Genomic DNA, 17,003 nt, shown 5'->3' on the forward strand with positions numbered 1-17,003 from the left:
ACGACCACATGCTCACCGGCCTCAACCACCTGACCCTGGCCGTCACCGATCTGCCGCGCAGCGTCAGCTTCTACCATGACCTGCTGCAACTTCGCCTCGACGCCACCTGGGACCACGGCGCCTACCTGTCATTGCCCGGGTTGTGGCTGTGCCTGTCCCTTGACCCGCTACGCCCCTCGGCGCCGGCGGCTGAATACACCCACGCTGCCTTCACGGTCGGCGCGGACGACTTCGCCGCGCTGGTGCAACGCCTGCGAGCTGCTGGCGTAGTGGAGTGGCGCGACAACCGCAGCGAGGGCGCCTCGTTCTATTTTCTCGACCCCGATGGCCACAAGCTCGAAGCCCATGTCGGTGATCTGGCCTCGCGCCTGCAAGCGTGTCGCGCCAAGCCTTATGCCGGTATGCAGTTTTACCCGTAGCGCGGGAACGTGCAGAATCCCTCCACCTCTCAACCGTTTGTCAGAGTCGCGCCCATGACCCCGTCCTTACTGTTCGCTGTCCTTGCTTCGGGTTTTATCTACGGCATTACGCCTGGCCCGGGGGTGTTGGCCGTGTTCGGTATTGGCGCGGCCCGGGGCCGTCGCGCCGGGGCCGGTTTTCTGTGCGGGCATTTGCTCGGCGATGTGCTGTGGTGCAGCACCGCGCTGATTGCGATCGTGGGGGCGCGGGAAGTCGGCAGCAGCGCGTTTGATGTGCTGGGCGTGCTCAGTGGCACGTACCTGTTCTGGCTGGGCTGGCGCGCGATCCGTACCCAGCGCCGCAGTAGCGACGCCCCCCAGGGCGCGGCGCGGCATCCGTTCTGGCACGGCATCCTGTTTGGCCTGACCAACCCCAAGGCGTACCCGGTGGCCGTCGCCACGTTTACCGCGTTGCTGTCCAGCCGTGCCGAGTTGCTGACCTGGGCAATGCTGCCGTCGTTGATCTTGCTGAGCTTTATCGGTGGGCTGTTGGCCTACGCGATTCTGATCGGCGTGGTGGGCGCACAGCGGGTGCGCACGGTGTATCAGCGTCACGAAATCCTGATCACCAAGCTCTGCGGGGTGATGTTTATCGGCTTCGCCATCAATGCGCTGGCCCACGCGTTGCCGGGCCTGTTCGGCAGTAAACCGGCCTGAGGCGGCCACAACCGTTCGTCGCACAGGTAAGTTTTTTCTAAACCTTTGCGGCTGTTAAAATTCGAATTCAGAGCGGGGTGTCTGTCCCCGCACCTATTTTTGCCCTGGAGGAACCCATCATGAGCCGCATGGCTATCCGGTTACGCACCGCCAGTTTCGCGATGCTGCTGGGCCTCGGCGCCAGCAATGCTTTCGCCCAGTCGCCGGCTGAGTTCATCGAGCAGGCGTCGGCCAAAGGCATGGCCGATATCGAAACCAGCCGCATGGCCCACGCCAAAACCTCGTCCCAGGAAATCAAGGACTACACCATCGAGGTGATCAACGAGCGCACCTTGGCCAACCAACACCTGGCGGCCATCGCCAAGAAGCTCGACCTGCCTGTGGCGCCGCGTGAGAAGATCGTCGATAAAGCCGAAACCCTGATGCCCGAGCTCAAGGACGGTGACTCCTTTGACGCCGCCTACACTGCGCAGCAGGTCAAGGAAAACGAAGACGCTATCGCCCTGTTCAAACAGGAAGGGGCCGCGTCGGATGTTCCGGAAATAAAGGCGCTGGTGGATGAGACGCTGCCCAAGCTGGAAGAGCGTCTGCAAAAGGCTCGCGCCCTGGCCTCTACCTACGGTAAAGGCCGTCAAGGCGACGGTTGAGGCCTGTACTTGATATGGACAACGGCGGTTGGAGCTCATCCCATCGCCGTTTTTTATGCCGGGTTCTGGTCGGTCGCTGGCGTACTCAGAACCGCAGTTCTGCCTGGCTTGTTCCTTCCAGTGCGAGCAGATACTGCTTGGCCGCAAGCCCGCCGGCAAACCCGGTCAAGCTGCCCGACGCGCCAATGACCCGATGGCACGGCGCAATGATCGAGATCGGATTACGCCCATTGGCCGCGCCCACGGCGCGCACGGCTTTCGGGTTGCCGATCTGCCGGGCGATCTGGCTGTAGCTGCGGGTTTCGCCAAAGGGGATGGTCAGCAGTGCCTGCCAGACTTGCTTCTGAAAGTCGGTGCCGGTGAAGTCCAGTTCCAGCTCGAAATGATGACGGGCACCGGCGAAGTACTCCTGCAACTGGCGCTCGGTTTCCCGCAACACGGGGTTGTCTTTCACCTCGCGCAATTCCCCCAGGCGTACTCGATTGGCGCGCTCGCATTCCCATAGGATGGCGTTGAGTTTGCCATTGCGCGCCACCAGGGTGAGCTCGCCGACGGGGGAGGGCATGAGTGTGTATTCGTAGGGCATGAGCGGGCTCCTGGGCGGGTGGGTGATGGCTCAGTCTAAAACAACCCATTCCACTGGAAACTGCGTTTCTTGCGGTTGAATTCTCCGCCACTTTAGACGTTCCAGTAAATCCAATCGGCAAGATAGGGATACCAATAGAGCCTTGAAAGGTAATAAAGCGCCATGAGTGGCGAGGCGGTTCCCAGCGCAACCATCGAGACGATGTTAAGCAGGGTGCCGGTCAACGCCAGCACCATCACACGCCGGCTGGCATGGCGCCTGGCAAACCATGCGCCATATGCGGACGCGACGATCGACCCGAGCGCCAGGGCTAGTCCCAGGGGGAATGGGAGCCTCACCAGAGCGACCAGCAACGGCAATACCAGCACCCAGCCGAGCACTTGGCGCAGTACGGGTTTTGGCGTGGGGTGTTCAGGTTCAAGCATGGCAAGCATCCCGGTCTTGCAGGTTGGACAGGGCGACATCATCCCGCTACGCAGGCGCTGCTGCATTCAGACTTTGCTTGAGTTGTAGCTATCGATCCTGTTGCAGCACCTTGAGCGCCGCGGACGCGAGGAAGCCCGAACGGCTTTTTTCCTCCGGATGGTGCAGCACATATTCATCGATGCGATTGAGCAAATAGCCAGGCAAGGTGATGTTGAGTTTCTGCGCCTTGCCCAGGTATTTGGTGACATCGATGTCCACCACTGCCCAGGTGCAGCCGGCGTACTGTGGATTGGCTGCATGCAGCGTGACCTTCTGCGCACTGGGAATTGGCGCGCCGTCTTCGGCGAGAATCTCGAAATGCCCTTCGATGGCTTCTCGCGCCATTGCCATGGCGTCGTCCAGGTCGTCGCCGGCAGAGTAGCAACCAGGAATATCCGGGACTTCCACGCCCCAGGCATGGTCTTGGTCACCGGTTGAAATGGCGATGGGATACAGCATGTTTGTTGTCCTCCAGGGACGGTTAACTCAACAGAGCTTGTTTCAGGATGCTCTTGGCGGTGTTGTCCAACAGGTCCTTCTTGGGATGGGGAATCGTCACCAGCCCAGGTTTTGTCGGATGCTTGAAGTGGTGGTGGCTACCCCTGATGCGCACGAGGTACCCGCCGTCCGCGACGATATGACCTATCAAATATCGGCTATCCACAGCACCTCCTTGTGGTGTGTGTTGGTGGTTACTATAACCACTAGAATTGAATTATCAACACTCTACCCACCGTCATTCGATGACTGGTATCGCGACAGGTGGTTGATGAAGTGTATGAGTGCGCAGGCGGCATGCAGCCGAGAGGTATTGCCAGGTTTTTCCGGCTATTCAGCGAGCGTATGACTCGTCTTCAATCAATCCAAGAAATGCGTCGACCAGGCCACTTCGCCGTTCAGTTGGGGTCAGCACGAGCAACGGCGCGCAAGCATCCACCTCGACCAGCGGCCGATACGTTACCCCCTTGTTCATCAAACTCTGCGTACAGGCCGGCACCAGCGCCACCCCTTGCGCGGCCGCCACCAGCGCGATGATCGAGGTGATCTGCCGTCCGGTTGGCCCCGCGCGCAGGGGCACGCCGTGGTGGCGGTACAACTGCTCGATGGCCTGGTTCAGTCCTGACCCATAGTCGGGTGGAAACAGAATCAGCGGGTACGCACTGAGCTGCGCCAAACTGACGGTAACCTGGCTGGCCAGTGGGCTGTCACTGGACACCGCCGCCACCAGCCGCTCTTCGCCCAGCGATAGCGCCTGCACGTCGTCGTTTTGCGGTAACAGCCGGCTCAAGCCGATATCCAGCCGCCCATCCGCGACCTGCGCACCCAGGCTGCCGGAGGCGCATTCCACCAGGGTCAATTGCACATCGGGAAAGCGTTGGGCGAACGCCCGGATCGCCTGGCTGAACAGATCCGACAGGGCGATTGAACTGACATACCCCAACGCCAATTGCCCGGCCGTTCCGGCTGCCAGTTTGCCAGCGATGACGTGGGCCAACTCGACCTGTTCCAACACCCCTCGGGCATACGGCAAAAACGCACGGCCCTGGGCGGTGAGGGATACCGTGCGGCTGGTGCGATCGAACAGTTTGAAACCCAGTTCCGTTTCCAGCGCTGAAATCTGCCGGGTCAGTGGCGGCTGAGCCAGGTGCAGGCGCAGGGCGGCACGACCGAAATGCAGTTCTTCGGCGACCGTCAGAAAGTAACGCAGCTTGCGTAGGTCGAGCATCCTGATCCTTGGGTATCAATCGGTGCGAATTCGGTATTGGTTTAAGCCCCGCCCGCCATTCTATAAAGACCTTTCAAAATAAGACGAGAGGTTTCATGAAAGCGCGCCTGCATTGTGCCCGTCTAGCCCTGTTCCTGTGTGGCTGCGCGGCGTTTCTCAACCTCTATGCCACCCAGAGCATCCTGCAGACGTTTGCCGCGCACTTTCAAATCAGCGCCAAGGCGGCGGGTTGGAGCATTACCGTGACCACGCTGGCGGTGGCGATCACCGCGCCGTTTGTCAATCGGCTGACCGGGCGCTTCGAACCGCGCAGCGTGATCAGCCTGGCTGCGCTGCTGCTGGCGCTGCCGACGTTGATGACGGCCTATGCCGATAGCTTCGCCGAAGTGCTGGTCTGGCGCTTTGTCGAAGGCATGTTGATTCCGGTGGTGTTCGCGACCAGCGTGGCCTATATCGGCGACCGCTGGCGTGGCGGGACGGTGACTGAAGTCACCAGCCTGTATGTCGCGGGCACTGTGTTGGGTGGGTTCGCCGGGCGGTTTGTCACCGGTGTGATGACCGAGTATGTGGGCTGGCGCGAGGCCTTTGAGTTGCTGGCGGTGTTGAGCCTGATGGTGGGCGGGTTTATCCAGTTTCTGCTACCCGTCGGCCGGCCACGAGCGATGCAGGTTAAAGCGTCTTCGGCGGGCCTGTTTCGCAAACCCCTGGTGGCGGCGTATGCCGTAGGTTTTTGCGTGCTGTTTTCCCAGGTTGCGGCGTTTACCTACGCAGGTTTGTACCTCGGCCTACCGCCTTTTAACCTTGGGCCTGCGGCCTTGGGTACGTTGTACATGGTGTTCCTGTTGGCCCTGGTCGTGATCCCCATCGCCGGGCGCCTGAGCAAAGCCCGCCCGCCCGCCGAGCTGCTGAGTGTCGCGGCGGTGCTTGGCATCAGCGGCTCGGCGCTGACCCTGCTGCCGTCGCTGTGGTGCATCGTGGTCGGGTTGGCACTCAGTTCCACCGGCGTCTTTCTCGCCCAGGCCGCCGCCAATGCCTTCATTGCCGGCAGCGCTCGCGACAACAAGGCGGGCGCCGTGGGGGTCTATCTCACTGCTTACTACCTGGGCGGCAGTTGCGGGGCCGTCGTCCCGGCGCTGATCTGGCAGCGCTGGGGCTGGGCCGGGTGTGTGGCGCTGATCATCGCTTTCCAACTGCTGACCTTGCTGATCGCGTTGACGGGTTGGAAGCCTCCTAAACCTCAATTGATCCGCACACCATGAACGACACCGTCGCTTTGCCTGCACCTGACACATCCACCCGCCGCCGCGCGCTCATCGCCGGCTGCAGCGCCCATGCCGTACACGATGGCCTCACCGATGTGATCTACGTTCTGCTGCCTATCTGGCAAGCTCAATTCGCTTTGTCCTACGCCCAGATCGGCCTGTTGCGCGGCGCCTATTCCGGGATGATGGCGGTGTTCCAACTGATGGCCAGCCGCGCCGCGACACGCTGGGGGCGTATACCGATGCTGGTGGGCGGCACCGCGCTGGCGGGTGTCGCTTACCTGTTGGCCGGGCAAGCCAGCGGGTTGACCGTGCTGTTGCTGGCGCTGCTGCTCGGCGGCCTGGGCGCCAGCACCCAACACCCGCTGGCGTCCTCGATGATCACCGACGCGTATGAGGACGGTGGAGGGGTCAAGCAGGCGCTGTCCCACTACAACTTTTCCGGTGACATCGGCAAAACCCTGATCCCCGGCCTGATTGGCCTGCTGCTCACGTTGATCAGTTGGCGGGCCAGCGCCACCCTGTTGGGGCTGCTCGGCCTGGCGGCGGCGGGGGTGCTGTGGTGGCTGATCCCCGCTCAGCCCCGCGCTGCCATAGCGACACCCAAGACCCAGCCTTGCACCGCAATCGGTTCCGCCACCGGCCTGCGCGCCTTGATCCTCACCGGCATCCTCGACAGCGCCGTGCGCATGGGTTTTCTCACCTTCCTGCCGTTCCTGCTGCAAGCCAAAGGCGCGGGCACGGCGGGCATCGGCCTGGCGCTGACGCTGCTGTTCATCGGCGGCGCATTCGGCAAGCTGTTCTGCGGCTACCTCGGCGTGCGCATCGGCATGATGAAAACCGTCTGGCTGACGGAAACCTGCACGGCGCTGCTGATCGTTACCGCACTGTATCTGCCGTTGGCTGGGTTGATGCTGATGTTGCCGGTGCTGGGGCTGGTGCTCAATGGCACCTCGTCGGTGCTGTACGGCGCCGTGCCGGACCTGGCCAGCGCCGGCCAACGGGAGCGGGCGTTTGCGCTGTTCTACACCGGCACCATTGGCGGCGGCGCGCTGGCGCCGGTGCTGATGGGCGGCGTGGGGGATGCGCTGGGCGTGCCGGTGGCGGTGATGGTGTTGGCGGGGATGTTACTGGTGACATTGCCGTTGGTGTGGGAGGTGCGAAGAGGGTTGGAGATGGACGATTGATTGCCTCTTTTCGGATGGAAAACTCAGTTGCGTCCTACGTCATGACATTGGCTGCCTGGTTATAGAGTTTGCGCTTCATAAATCTCGGTGCATGTTTCGTATGCCTATCAATGAGTGACGGGTGGTTGTTGCGTGATAGGAAACGATCAGAACAAGCTGTTTGTACGCCAATGACGTATAGGCGTGAGCATGATATTTATAGAGTCGATCGCATTTACAGAGGATTTGGCAGAGCTTCTAAGTGAAGAAAGCTACAGTGAATTCCAAGAGTTTCTGGCGGAAAATCCCACTGCCGGTGATGTTATTCAAGGGACCAATGGCCTGAGGAAGATCCGCTGGGCTTCGCAGGGTAAGGGGAAAAGTGGTGATGTCAGAGTGATCTACTACTACCTCTGTATGGCCTATCAAATTAGATTGATCCTGATCTATCGAAAGGGCGTCAAAGATGATCTTTCGTCGGCGGAAAAGAGAATCCTCAGCGAGATAAACCGAAGGTGGGAGTGATGGAGAAAAAATTGTTCAATCGTCTGGTAGAAAGCATGACCCAGATGGACGAGATTGTCCGGGGTGAACGCCCCCCATCCCGCGAATTTTTTGTTGATGCCCTGAAGATAAAAGAGATTCGACAAGCCACGGGGCTTTCGCAAGCGCGCTTTGCGAAGGCGATTGATGTGCCCGTGGGAACGCTTCAGAACTGGGAACAGGGGCGACGTGAACCTGAAGGACCGGCAAGGGCATTATTGCGTGCCCTCTACAATGATCCTGGTCACGTATTGGCGGCCCTGGAGCATAGATAACCGTCTGTGATGACCGTGTGGATTAAGCCGCGTAAGTTCTTTCGCGCAAGGCGCTAGGCTGATCTTCCCTGGCCGGGAAGGTCAGCCAAAGAATGAAACGCGCCTTAGAAGGACTGGGCCAACGTAAACGGAATACGCAACGCACCGATGGGGCCTTCACGTGTACCGCACATTTCATCGTGGACGCAGTGCTGCACCAGCACACAAGGAAACGCCGGAACCCGTTGCAACAGGTCGCGCAAATGCGTGGTGGAGCCGATGCGCATCGGCTTCGCATCCTCGTCCAGCAGCGTCATCGCCGTATGCTCGAGGCTGACGCGCGCGATGTAGAAACCGCCCTCCAGCGACAGCAGTTCCAACTCGCGTACTTCACCCTTCACGGCCAGTTCGGTCAGCATTTGCATATTCATGATTCACCCTCGCAGTGGGTCGTTCATTGGCGACGAAAGAACAGCGTGACCTGGCCCCATTCGACGCCAAACTTGGACATGCTCGAACGGTTGATCAACGTGTCTTCGTCCATCAAGTACATCCAATCGTCAAAACTGACTTCGTAAATCGAGCCATCCACCGCCAGGTTGAGGCGGTAGCGCCAACGCAATGCGTTGCCGGCGACCTCGCCAATCGCCTCGCCAACTACGTCCCCCGCGCGCCCGCGCCAGCGCCCGGGGCCATCCGGTGTCAACGTCCACACCCGCTGCTGGCGCGTGCCGTCGCTGTAGAGAAAACGCTCGTCGAGAATCAAAGCATCGCCCTCGCGTCGGCTGGCGATATCCACCTCAAAGCGCTTGGCCACTTCCCCCGAACGCTTCTGGAATATGCCCCAGGCCTTGACGGGTTTGCTGAAGAAACGCTCCAGGTCCAACTGCGGTTGCTGGTCGGCGTAGTGGTCGACCTCGACGTTGCCGCAACTGCACAGGCTCAATACCAGAAACAGTGAAACCAGTAGGCGTGCCATGGACCGGCTCCTTGATCGTGTGGGGCGGAGTGTCGACGTTCAAGGGGTGATAGTTGTACATAAAAATATATTTGTACAGGTTTTTAGTGGGCGCTATTTTGGAGATTGGAGAGGTGTGGAAGCGCTGAACCCAAATTTCACTCATAAAAAAACGGCCACTCAGGACCGGTTTTTTACATCCCCGTCAAAACCATCCTGACGCGAGACCTATATCTGAGCGGAGCGGGTGAAGGGAATCGAACTGGTCAGAAACAGCGTGGTCTCCGTGGTATCTGACCTTCTCGACATACACGTCACCATACACGCTGCTGATTGCTGGAAAATTCACATACAAACAGCAGTCGACGCTACTTGAAGCGGCTTTTAATTTGATCGACGACCCAGGACACAAAGCTTGCCAATGGCATATCTTCCCAGGCGCTATGCTGTTTTTTCTCTTCGGGGCTCACTGCATTGCTAGCTAAAACACTTCGTAGCATAACTATCAAAATGGTAGTTATCGAGATGATAAGCGTTCCACCAAGCACGAGAATGTGCCAATCCATCGTTTTTACCATCAAGACGGGAGCGCTCTTAAAGTACACCGCCTGTTTAAACAGGTCGCTAAGGCCTGTCATGAAGTTGGCGAGAATTGATACGAGTTTATAGACGACCCAAACGGTTATACCGATGACCAAATACTCCTTCAACAGCTTGCTGGTGAGGGAGTACGCGAGCCAGTTAAATCGTGGCTGATCTGGGGTAGGTCCGGAAGGCAGCGCTCCATTACTACTGCTAGGTAAAGGGGCAAGCCCATCCTGGGCCTCAGGTGGTGTGAACTGTTGAGATCCTGCAGCTGTACCTTCGTTTGAATCTTGAGTTGTAGACAATGGGGCTTTCCTATAGACCTAGGTTACGAAGCCGGTAGCCCATTGCTGCTTCAGAAACTGAAAATTGCTGGGCCAGAATACTGGTTTTTTGCGCAGGCGGTACCTGCTCGACAAGATGTTGAGCTACGTGTGCAGGCATCAACAATTGCGCGGCAAAACGATTGGCATCTACCTCTCGAGTATCAACGACGGCGTAAGGATCGCTTGGATCTCGATGTGCTAACTCTCCAGGTTGCACATGCCCCAAAATCCAGTGGGCAATTTCATGTGCGACTGTGAAACGCTGGCGAGCTGGCGGGTCGTATGCATTCACCTTGATCAAGGGGCCATAGCTGTCGTATTCGAATGAACCGCTTATTCCTTCGCGATCCAAACTTGAGTCAAAGACAACCCTCGCTCCCATTTTTTGAGCAAGCTGAACGGGGTCAATCGGGAGGTAACCGTCCCAGAGCTCCCTGAGCACCTGAGAGGCCTTGGCGAAAGCCATGTCATTATTCATAAACATATGCGGCGCCCTCCTTTGGTTTCGGGCTGAGAGTGGTATTTTTTGACTGTATATGATCCCACATCGACCCCTATCATTCCATAACTCGCGAAAAGGGGGGCAAACTGACTTTGTAACTTAAGGCTAGAAACGCCAATTTCAATCCCTGCCATACAAGGGCGCGCTATGGTTGAGCAACAGGCGTGGGTTGACGTGCCTCATCTTTCTTTCTAGAGATCCATTGACCATCATTGGGTTTACCGCCGTCCTTCTTCAAGGTCTCTGATTGCCTTGACTGAAACCCCGGACCGGAATGAAAGTGCCTCTACTGACCAGTTCAGCATGGCGCGGGCGGCGGCGCAGTGGACTGCCCGAAAGGACGGCGGCAGGTCATCCATGAATGGGGCAGGTCCGCATTCGACTCCCGCCTCCTTTAACGCTCTGATCTGTTCAAGGTTGATAATTTTCGCCGTCATCACACAATCTCCCGAGTGCTGTTTATTTATACAGTAAAGCACGCGAACGGGAACGATTCTAGAGCCCCACGTTGAAACCGGAGGTGTCACGGTGGTGTAGAAAATGGAGGGGCGGACGTGATGCTGCGGTGGTCGGCCTGCAGGACGCGGGGGATATTTCAGGAGGAGGAGTGTTTAGGTTCGGGTGTCTGTTCAGTTCATACGGAGTCTGCGAAAAACTACAAACAGACACCTTAACAGACACCAAGTTGAAGCGAGGAAGGCTGGAAGCCTTGAAAATAGTGGAGCGGGTGAAGGGAATCGAACCCTCGTTATCAGCTTGGGAAGCTGGAGTAATGCCATTATACGACACCCGCTCAGAGCGGCTGACTTTGTACCAGATGTGCGCCGGGATTTGAAGTTTTTCTTCGAAAAATGTGCAGGTTGCGTGTGTTTGCGTAGGCAACGCGCCGACCGACTGTAGGAGCGGGCATGCTCGCTCCTGCAGTCGGTTGTGTTTCAGAGTGCAAAGGCATGCTGCGTCTGGCCCTGGTGATAGCGCAATCGGCTGGTCTGCCGCGCAGGCTTCAGAAAGCCCACCACGGCGTCCCGGCTGTCGCGGCAGGCGGCTTTGTGTTCCATGTCCAGAAAATGCCCGGTCGCCTGGATTGTGCTGAAGCTGCTGTTCGCCACGTATTGCCCGAACAACTGGGCATCCTCGGCGCTGGTGTATTCGTCCCATTCGCCGTTCAAAAACAGCACCGGCACGCTGATCTGGCGCGCGGCCTTGAGGTAGCACAGCCGGTCGCTGTTGAGGACGTGGCTGATGTGGAAGTGCATCTGCCCGTACTCGTGCTCGGCCAGGCTGCTGACGTGGCGGTAGTTGAAGCGCTTGAACAGCGACGGCAGGTGTTTGCCGATGGTGCTGTTGACGAGGTGGCCGACGCGGTCGCGGTCGAGCTTGCCGAGGTAGTCGACGCCGCGTTCGAGGTAGTCGCGCATGGGCGCGTTGATCACCGGCGAGAACGAGCTGATCACGGCCTTTTCCACGCGGCGCGGGCGCTGGGCGAGGGCGACCAGGGTGGCGGCGCCGCCCCAGGAGAACGACAGCACGTGTTCGGCGGCGAAGTGGTCGATGAGTTCCAGGAGGATCTGGCCTTCGACTTCCTTCGTCAGCATTTGCTCGTGGCGGTTATGGATTTTGGAGCGACCGGCGTAGGGCTGGTCGTACAAAACCACATTGAACTGCGGGTACAGGCTTTTCACGGTTTGGGCGAAGGACGCCGTGGTGGCCATGGAGCCGTTGACCAGGATGATGGTCTTTTCGGCCGCGTCCGCGCGATAGAACTCCGTGTAAACCCGATACTGACCCTGTATATCCAACACAGCGATTTCTGGCCTCATGTCGTAAGACTCCTGGCAAGCGGGTAGTGCGCGCAGATCACTCTGCACGAGCTTTATGACAGGTAGGCATACGCCTGGAAGATGAGTGCCCATGTCGCGCCGATGACGGCTGGCCGACGGGTGTTACCAGGGCGGGCTGTTTGCCGGGGAGGCCCGTGGATCAAGCGCGGGCGGGGCAAGGTGTTTCTTGGAGGTTATAGGTGACTCGCCAGTCATAATGGGGCTGACGGTTTGATTCAAGCAGCACAGGCGCCAGCCTGCAAGGCGCCAAACGGGTTTTTAGCCATCCCCGGCCGAACGGTCATCAGACCAACGAAATTTCATCGGCGCTCAACGCTCGATACTCGCCGGGCGCCAGCGCGTCATCCAACGCCAGCGGCCCCATGCGTTCCCGATGCAAGCGCAGCACCTTGTTGTCGAAGTGCCCGAACATGCGCTTCACCTGGTGATAGCGACCTTCGATGATGCTCAAGCGGGCCAGGCGCGGTGCCAACAGTTCCAGCTCGGCCGGTTGAGTCGTCAGGTCTTCAAACGCAAAATACACCCCCGCCGCGAAGGTGGCGGCGTATTCCGGACCGATCTCCTGCTCGGTCTCCACACGGTAGACCTTGGGCAGTTTGGTCGTCGGTTGCGTCAGGCGCCGCGACCACTGGCCGTCGTTGGTGATCAACATCAGCCCGGTGGTGTTGAAGTCCAGGCGACCGGCGATATGCAGCTCGTCCTTGTCCGGTTCATCCAGCCAGTCCAGCACCGTCGGGTGCTGGGGGTCACAGGTGGCGCTGACGCAGCCCTGCGGTTTGTGCAGCATGAAATAGCGCGCCGGTTTACCCGCCTGCAGCACTTCATCGTCCACGCACACCCGGCTGAATTCGCGCACCTCGTGGTGAGGATCGCTGACGGGGACGCCGTCGACGCTCACCCGCCGTTCCACCAACAACAGGCGGACTTGCTGGCGATTGAAACGCGGCAGGTTGCTGAGGAATCGATCAACCCGCATTACAACGGCTCAGCCCCACGCAACTGCGCGTCCACCTGGGCACAGCGCGGGCACAGGCAGGCCTGGTTGCGTAATGCATCGGGCAGGGCTTCGAGCACCGCCGGGTCGATGGTGACGCTGTAGCACCAGCAGGCCTGGTCGGCGGTACGTGGGTCGGCCAGGGTGCAGTCGTTGCGGGCGCCGCAGGCGGGGCAGAGGGTGGCTGTGGTCATTGCTCGGTTCAGGCTGGATCGGGCAGGGTGCCGAAGGTCCCTGCACGATACAGCGCCGCTCAGTCGCGTTCCAGCACCACGACCCGCTGGCCGGCGCCAATCGCGCTGCCGGGCTGCACCGGGATTTCCCGCACCACGCCGGCAAACGGCGCCAGCAGTGGAATCTCCATTTTCATCGACTCCAGCACCACCAACACATCGCCGGCCGCGACACGTTCACCCGCAGCTACCTGGACCTGCCAGAGATTGCCCGCGATATGGCTGTCGATGCTGTACTCATTGGCCTTCAGCGGCGTGTCCTGCCCCAGCGGCGCTGGCGGTTCCTCGCTGTCGAAGTGCGCCTGGCCGCTGGCGATCCAGCGTTCGCGCTCGGCATTGAACGCCTGTTGCTGGTGCTCCCGAAACGCCTCGATACCGGTGGCTTCACGCGCCAGAAAATCCTGGTAATCCGCCAGGTTCAACACGCTGTCCTCGATGTTCAGCGCAAAGCGCCCCAGCGGAAAATCCCGACGAATCTTTACCAGCTCTTCGGCACTCACCGGGTAGAAGCGGATCTGGTCGAAAAACCGCAGCAGCCACGGCTTGCCGTCGAAGGCCGCGACTTCGCGATAGCGGTTCCACATCTGCAACGTGCGCCCGACAAACTGATAACCGCCGGGGCCTTCCATGCCGTACACGCACAAATACGCGCCGCCGATGCCCACCGAGTTCTCGGCGGTCCAGGTGCGGGCCGGGTTGTATTTGGTGGTCACCAGCCGATGACGCGGATCCAGCGGTGTGGCCACCGGGGCGCCGAGGTAGACGTCGCCCAGGCCCATCACCAGATAGCTCGCCTCGAACACGCAGTGGCGCACCGCGTCGACGTTGGTCAGGTCGTTGATGCGGCGGATGAACTCCAGGTTGCTCGGGCACCACGGCGCGTCCTTGCGCACGGTGGTCATGTATTTTTCGATGGCCAGTTGGCACGCCGGGTCATCCCAGGACAACGGCAAGTGGACGATGCGCGAAGGCACTTGCAGGTTGGGCGTGGCGCATACGGCCGTCCATTCGCCGCTGATCAGCGCCAGCAGGTCGGCCAGGGGCAACTGTTCCGGCTGGTAGTGGACCTGCAACGAGCGGATGCCCGGCGTCAGGTCGATCACGCCATGCAGTGCGCGGGTTTCGAGGGCCTGCATCAGCGCGTGGCCACGAAAACGCAGCACCAGGTCGAGCTCGGGCGCGCCGATTTCCAGCAGCAGGTGGGTGTCGCCGGCCAATCGGGCAACCAGACGCGTATCTTCCTGGCCGATATCCAACACCACAGGCGACGCGGGCCAATGTGGGAGCGGGCTTGCTCGCGATGGCATCTCCCCGGTGTTGCTGTGAGACCGCGTCGCCTGCACCGCGGGCAAGCCCGGCGCCCACAGTTGATCCCATTTCAGCGCGAGATCGCGGGCGGTCTTGAGGTCCACCGGTTCGAAGCGCAGCTTGTCGCCGGCCTTGAGTTGCCCAAGTTGCCACAGGTCGGCTTCGATCACCGTCACCGGGCACACGAACCCACCCAGGCTCGGCCCGTCCGGCCCGAGGATCACCGGCATGTCTCCAGTAAAATCTACCGCGCCGATTGCATAGGGGTTGTCGTGGATATTCGACGGATGCAGCCCGGCTTCGCCGCCATCGGTGCGTGCCCACACGGGCTTGGGGCCGATCAACCGCACGCCGGTGCGGCTGGAGTTGAAATGCACTTCCCACTGCGTGGCGAAGAACGTGTCGATGTACTCCGGCTGGAAGTATTCCGGCGCGCCGTGGGGGCCATAAATCACCCGCAGCGTGCGCACCTGCGCCAGCGGTTCAGCGAGCAACTGCTGGCCCGCGTTGACGTCGACCAGCGGCAACAGATGCAGCACGTCGCCTGCGCGCAAAGCCCGCCCGCCGTGCCCGCCGAACTGGCCCAGGGTGAAGGTGCTTTGGCTGCCCAGATAGTCCGGCACTTGCAGCCCGCCGCGCAGGCACAGGTAACTGCGCGCGCCGGCTCCGGCGAGGGCGCCGAGGCTCAGCACCGACCCGGCTTCGATCCGCAGCGCGGTGTTCATCGGCACGGGTTGATCGTTGAGCAGCAGCGCAATATCCGCGCCCGTCACCGCCACCACGGCGGCGCAATTGAAGCGCAACAGCGGCCCGCTCATGGTGATTTCCAACGCGGCGGCGCCTTCGCGATTGCCCAGCAGACGATTGCCCAGGCGCAGTGCGCGGCTGTCCATCGGCCCGGAAGGCGGTACGCCCACGGCCCAATAACCGAGGCGTCCGGGATAGTCCTGCACGCTGGTTTGCGTGCCCGCGCTGAGCACTTCGAACGTGTGGGCGACGTAGACCAGATCTTCCAGGCAGCGCGTCCACGGATGGCCACCGGCAAAGGGCGCGGCCAGCAGGATCTGGCGCAGGTAATCGCGGTTGGTTTCCACGCCGTAGAGCTGGCTGTCGCTCAGGGCGCGATGCAAATCCAGGCGCGCCTGTTCGCGGCTGGGCGCCCAGGTGATGAGCTTGGCGATCAGCGGGTCGAAGTACGGCGGGATCTCGCAACCGGCCTCGACCCACGTGTCGATGCGCAAGCCCTCGGCCAGTGGAAAGTCCACGTGGGTCAACAGGCCCGGGCTCGGCTGGAAATCGCGGCCAGGGTCTTCGGCATACAAGCGTGCCTGGATCGCATGGCCCTGGGGCTGCAAAGCCAGTTCACTCAACGGCGGCATTTCTCCCGCCGCCAGTTGCACCATCCAGCGCACCAGGTCCACGCCCCACACCTGTTCGGTGACGCCGTGTTCCACCTGCAACCGCGTGTTCACTTCGAGGAAGTAGAAGCGACTGTCTGCGCTATCGAAGATGAATTCCACGGTGCCGGCGCTGCGGTAATTGACCGCCTTGGCCAGGGTGATGGCGGCCGCGCACAGGGCCTCGGCCATGCCTTCCGGCAGGTTCGGCGCCGGGGTTTCTTCGAGGACTTTCTGGTTGCGCCGCTGCACCGAACAGTCGCGCACGCCGAGGGCGATCACCGCGCCCGCGCCGTCGCCGAACACCTGCACCTCCAGGTGGCGAGCGTGCTCGATGTACTTCTCGATAAACACCCCGGCATCGCTGAAATTGTTCTGCCCCAGGCGTTTGACGGCCTCGAAGCACTCGTTCAACTCCGCGACATGGCGGCACACGCGCATGCCGATGCCGCCACCGCCGGCGGTACTCTTGAGCATCACCGGGTAGCCCACACGGTCGGCGGCGAGCAAGGCGGCGTCGAGGCTGTCGAGCAGTTCGCTGCCTTCGAGCAAGGGAATCTGCTGTTGCTTGGCCAGCGCCCGGGCGGTGTGCTTGAGGCCGAATACGCGCAGCTGGTGCGGGGTCGGCCCGATAAAGGCGATGCCGGCGTTTTCGCAGGCTTGCGCGAAGGCGGCGTTTTCCGAGAGAAAACCGTAGCCGGGATGAATCGCCGTGGCGCCGCTGGCCTTGGCGATGGCGAGGATTTTGTCCACCGCCAGGTAGGTGCCGGCCGCCGCGCCTTCACCGAGGCTGTAGGCTTCGTCGGCGTGTTGGATGTGCAGGCTGGCCGCATCGGCTTCGGCGTACACGGCGACGCCCTTGACGTGCAGTTCGCGCAAGGTGCGCAGGATGCGGCAGGCGATGGCGCCACGGTTGGCAATCAGTAGTTTTTCGAACATGGCAAAACCCTGCGGGCCGTCCCGCAAAGTGAAGGAGCACTACGGTCGTCCGCAGTGCATGTCGTGAGTGTGGGAGGGGGGCTCCCGATGGTGGTGAGCCAGTGGGTGCGTGTTTGGCTGACTTGCCGCCATCGGGGGCAAGCCCCCTCCCACAGG

Annotated in this window: 20 protein-coding genes and 1 tRNA gene; 7 read left to right on the forward strand and 14 right to left on the reverse strand. The window is 60.7% G+C overall.

Annotated features, from left to right (window positions below):
- The first annotated feature begins 8 nt into the window (after positions 1–8).
- The 3 genes from fos (at position 9) to J2Y83_RS06545 (ending at position 1,762) form a co-directional block, all read left to right on the forward strand.
- On the forward strand, positions 9–419 hold the full coding sequence (gene fos / locus J2Y83_RS06535) for a fosfomycin resistance glutathione transferase (protein WP_253393931.1): 411 nt from the start codon (positions 9–11) through the stop codon (positions 417–419).
- Between the two features lie 54 nt (positions 420–473).
- Entirely contained in the window at positions 474–1,115 is a 642-nt protein-coding gene (locus J2Y83_RS06540) for a LysE family translocator (RefSeq protein WP_247405292.1), read from the forward strand.
- 119 nt (positions 1,116–1,234) lie between these two features.
- A complete protein-coding gene (locus tag J2Y83_RS06545) occupies positions 1,235–1,762 on the forward strand; it encodes a DUF4142 domain-containing protein (protein WP_017844866.1) in 528 nt (175 codons plus the stop codon).
- An 85-nt stretch (positions 1,763–1,847) separates the two neighbouring features.
- On the opposite strand, the gene J2Y83_RS06550 is transcribed toward J2Y83_RS06545, so the two are convergent.
- The 5 genes from J2Y83_RS06550 to J2Y83_RS06570 all read right to left on the reverse strand — a co-directional run bounded on the left by J2Y83_RS06550 (position 1,848) and on the right by J2Y83_RS06570 (position 4,539).
- Positions 1,848–2,348, reverse strand: a complete 501-nt coding sequence (locus J2Y83_RS06550; protein WP_253393933.1) for a methylated-DNA--[protein]-cysteine S-methyltransferase — start codon at positions 2,346–2,348, stop codon at positions 1,848–1,850.
- Between the two features lie 92 nt (positions 2,349–2,440).
- Positions 2,441–2,773 (reverse strand): hypothetical protein, encoded by a 333-nt coding sequence (locus J2Y83_RS06555; RefSeq protein WP_253400349.1) that lies wholly within the window; start codon positions 2,771–2,773, stop codon positions 2,441–2,443.
- Positions 2,774–2,861: 88 nt separating this feature from the next.
- Positions 2,862–3,272, reverse strand: a complete 411-nt coding sequence (locus J2Y83_RS06560) for a type II toxin-antitoxin system HicB family antitoxin (protein WP_253393935.1) — start codon at positions 3,270–3,272, stop codon at positions 2,862–2,864.
- Positions 3,273–3,294: 22 nt separating this feature from the next.
- Complete coding sequence (locus J2Y83_RS06565; RefSeq protein ID WP_253393937.1) at positions 3,295–3,477, reverse strand: type II toxin-antitoxin system HicA family toxin; 183 nt, start codon at positions 3,475–3,477, stop codon at positions 3,295–3,297.
- A gap of 168 nt (positions 3,478–3,645) precedes the next feature.
- Positions 3,646–4,539 (reverse strand): LysR family transcriptional regulator, encoded by an 894-nt coding sequence (locus tag J2Y83_RS06570; protein ID WP_253393939.1) that lies wholly within the window; start codon positions 4,537–4,539, stop codon positions 3,646–3,648.
- A gap of 95 nt (positions 4,540–4,634) precedes the next feature.
- On the opposite strand from J2Y83_RS06570, the gene J2Y83_RS06575 reads away from it, so the two are divergent.
- The 4 genes from J2Y83_RS06575 to J2Y83_RS06590 all read left to right on the forward strand — a co-directional run bounded on the left by J2Y83_RS06575 (position 4,635) and on the right by J2Y83_RS06590 (position 7,785).
- Complete coding sequence (locus J2Y83_RS06575) at positions 4,635–5,798, forward strand: MFS transporter (RefSeq protein ID WP_253393941.1); 1,164 nt, start codon at positions 4,635–4,637, stop codon at positions 5,796–5,798.
- Entirely contained in the window at positions 5,795–6,988 is a 1,194-nt protein-coding gene (locus J2Y83_RS06580) for an MFS transporter (protein WP_253393943.1), read from the forward strand. Before J2Y83_RS06575 ends, J2Y83_RS06580 begins: the two co-directional genes overlap by 4 nt.
- A gap of 189 nt (positions 6,989–7,177) precedes the next feature.
- Complete coding sequence (locus J2Y83_RS06585) at positions 7,178–7,492, forward strand: hypothetical protein (protein ID WP_253400350.1); 315 nt, start codon at positions 7,178–7,180, stop codon at positions 7,490–7,492.
- Positions 7,492–7,785 carry a helix-turn-helix domain-containing protein gene (locus J2Y83_RS06590; protein WP_253393945.1) on the forward strand — a complete coding sequence of 98 codons (294 nt, stop codon included), beginning with the start codon at positions 7,492–7,494 and terminating at the stop codon, positions 7,783–7,785. The genes J2Y83_RS06585 and J2Y83_RS06590 overlap by 1 nt, the downstream gene beginning before the upstream one ends.
- A 104-nt stretch (positions 7,786–7,889) precedes the next feature.
- Here J2Y83_RS06590 and J2Y83_RS06595 read toward each other — a convergent pair whose 3' ends face one another.
- From J2Y83_RS06595 to uca, 9 genes are all read right to left on the reverse strand, one after another.
- Positions 7,890–8,195, reverse strand: coding sequence for a DUF6482 family protein (locus J2Y83_RS06595; protein ID WP_253393947.1), 306 nt, complete (start codon positions 8,193–8,195; stop codon positions 7,890–7,892).
- Positions 8,196–8,218: 23 nt separating this feature from the next.
- A complete protein-coding gene (locus tag J2Y83_RS06600; protein WP_253393949.1) occupies positions 8,219–8,743 on the reverse strand; it encodes a DUF3833 domain-containing protein in 525 nt (174 codons plus the stop codon).
- Positions 8,744–9,090: 347 nt separating this feature from the next.
- Positions 9,091–9,612: a hypothetical protein gene (locus J2Y83_RS06605; protein ID WP_253393951.1), complete on the reverse strand. Its 522-nt coding sequence runs from the start codon at positions 9,610–9,612 to the stop codon at positions 9,091–9,093.
- Between the two features lie 10 nt (positions 9,613–9,622).
- On the reverse strand, positions 9,623–10,117 hold the full coding sequence (locus J2Y83_RS06610; protein ID WP_253393954.1) for an ImmA/IrrE family metallo-endopeptidase: 495 nt from the start codon (positions 10,115–10,117) through the stop codon (positions 9,623–9,625).
- Positions 10,118–10,854: 737 nt separating this feature from the next.
- A tRNA-Gly gene (locus J2Y83_RS06615) sits at positions 10,855–10,928 on the reverse strand.
- Positions 10,929–11,070: 142 nt separating this feature from the next.
- The gene (locus J2Y83_RS06620; protein WP_253393955.1) at positions 11,071–11,955 is read right to left on the reverse strand and encodes an alpha/beta fold hydrolase; all 885 of its coding nucleotides are present in this window, start codon (positions 11,953–11,955) and stop codon (positions 11,071–11,073) included.
- Between the two features lie 304 nt (positions 11,956–12,259).
- On the reverse strand, positions 12,260–12,952 hold the full coding sequence (locus J2Y83_RS06625) for a pseudouridine synthase (protein ID WP_253393957.1): 693 nt from the start codon (positions 12,950–12,952) through the stop codon (positions 12,260–12,262).
- The gene (locus tag J2Y83_RS06630; RefSeq protein WP_017844882.1) at positions 12,952–13,164 is read right to left on the reverse strand and encodes a cysteine-rich CWC family protein; all 213 of its coding nucleotides are present in this window, start codon (positions 13,162–13,164) and stop codon (positions 12,952–12,954) included. The genes J2Y83_RS06625 and J2Y83_RS06630 overlap by 1 nt, the downstream gene beginning before the upstream one ends.
- 59 nt (positions 13,165–13,223) lie before the next feature.
- Positions 13,224–16,847: an urea carboxylase gene (uca, locus tag J2Y83_RS06635; protein ID WP_253393959.1), complete on the reverse strand. Its 3,624-nt coding sequence runs from the start codon at positions 16,845–16,847 to the stop codon at positions 13,224–13,226.
- Between the last annotated feature and the right edge of the window lie 156 nt (positions 16,848–17,003).

Origin of the sequence: Pseudomonas marginalis (assembly GCF_024169655.1) — a bacterium.
Taxonomy (GTDB): Bacteria; Pseudomonadota; Gammaproteobacteria; order Pseudomonadales; family Pseudomonadaceae; genus Aquipseudomonas; species Aquipseudomonas paraveronii.

What these genes read in the sequence shown, in the direction of transcription:
- fos (WP_253393931.1), top strand. Translation starts at nt 9, where the DNA reads ATGCTCACCGGCCTCAACCACCTGACCCTGGCCGTCACCGATCTGCCG.
- J2Y83_RS06540 (WP_247405292.1), top strand. Translation starts at nt 474, where the DNA reads ATGACCCCGTCCTTACTGTTCGCTGTCCTTGCTTCGGGTTTTATCTAC.
- J2Y83_RS06545 (WP_017844866.1), top strand. Translation starts at nt 1,235, where the DNA reads ATGAGCCGCATGGCTATCCGGTTACGCACCGCCAGTTTCGCGATGCTG.
- J2Y83_RS06550 (WP_253393933.1), bottom strand. Translation starts at nt 2,348, where the DNA reads ATGCCCTACGAATACACACTCATGCCCTCCCCCGTCGGCGAGCTCACC.
- J2Y83_RS06555 (WP_253400349.1), bottom strand. Translation starts at nt 2,773, where the DNA reads ATGCTTGAACCTGAACACCCCACGCCAAAACCCGTACTGCGCCAAGTG.
- J2Y83_RS06560 (WP_253393935.1), bottom strand. Translation starts at nt 3,272, where the DNA reads ATGCTGTATCCCATCGCCATTTCAACCGGTGACCAAGACCATGCCTGG.
- J2Y83_RS06570 (WP_253393939.1), bottom strand. Translation starts at nt 4,539, where the DNA reads ATGCTCGACCTACGCAAGCTGCGTTACTTTCTGACGGTCGCCGAAGAA.
- J2Y83_RS06575 (WP_253393941.1), top strand. Translation starts at nt 4,635, where the DNA reads ATGAAAGCGCGCCTGCATTGTGCCCGTCTAGCCCTGTTCCTGTGTGGC.
- J2Y83_RS06580 (WP_253393943.1), top strand. Translation starts at nt 5,795, where the DNA reads ATGAACGACACCGTCGCTTTGCCTGCACCTGACACATCCACCCGCCGC.
- J2Y83_RS06585 (WP_253400350.1), top strand. Translation starts at nt 7,178, where the DNA reads ATGATATTTATAGAGTCGATCGCATTTACAGAGGATTTGGCAGAGCTT.
- J2Y83_RS06590 (WP_253393945.1), top strand. Translation starts at nt 7,492, where the DNA reads ATGGAGAAAAAATTGTTCAATCGTCTGGTAGAAAGCATGACCCAGATG.
- J2Y83_RS06595 (WP_253393947.1), bottom strand. Translation starts at nt 8,195, where the DNA reads ATGAATATGCAAATGCTGACCGAACTGGCCGTGAAGGGTGAAGTACGC.
- J2Y83_RS06600 (WP_253393949.1), bottom strand. Translation starts at nt 8,743, where the DNA reads ATGGCACGCCTACTGGTTTCACTGTTTCTGGTATTGAGCCTGTGCAGT.
- J2Y83_RS06610 (WP_253393954.1), bottom strand. Translation starts at nt 10,117, where the DNA reads ATGTTTATGAATAATGACATGGCTTTCGCCAAGGCCTCTCAGGTGCTC.
- J2Y83_RS06620 (WP_253393955.1), bottom strand. Translation starts at nt 11,955, where the DNA reads ATGAGGCCAGAAATCGCTGTGTTGGATATACAGGGTCAGTATCGGGTT.
- J2Y83_RS06625 (WP_253393957.1), bottom strand. Translation starts at nt 12,952, where the DNA reads ATGCGGGTTGATCGATTCCTCAGCAACCTGCCGCGTTTCAATCGCCAG.
- J2Y83_RS06630 (WP_017844882.1), bottom strand. Translation starts at nt 13,164, where the DNA reads ATGACCACAGCCACCCTCTGCCCCGCCTGCGGCGCCCGCAACGACTGC.
- uca (WP_253393959.1), bottom strand. Translation starts at nt 16,847, where the DNA reads ATGTTCGAAAAACTACTGATTGCCAACCGTGGCGCCATCGCCTGCCGC.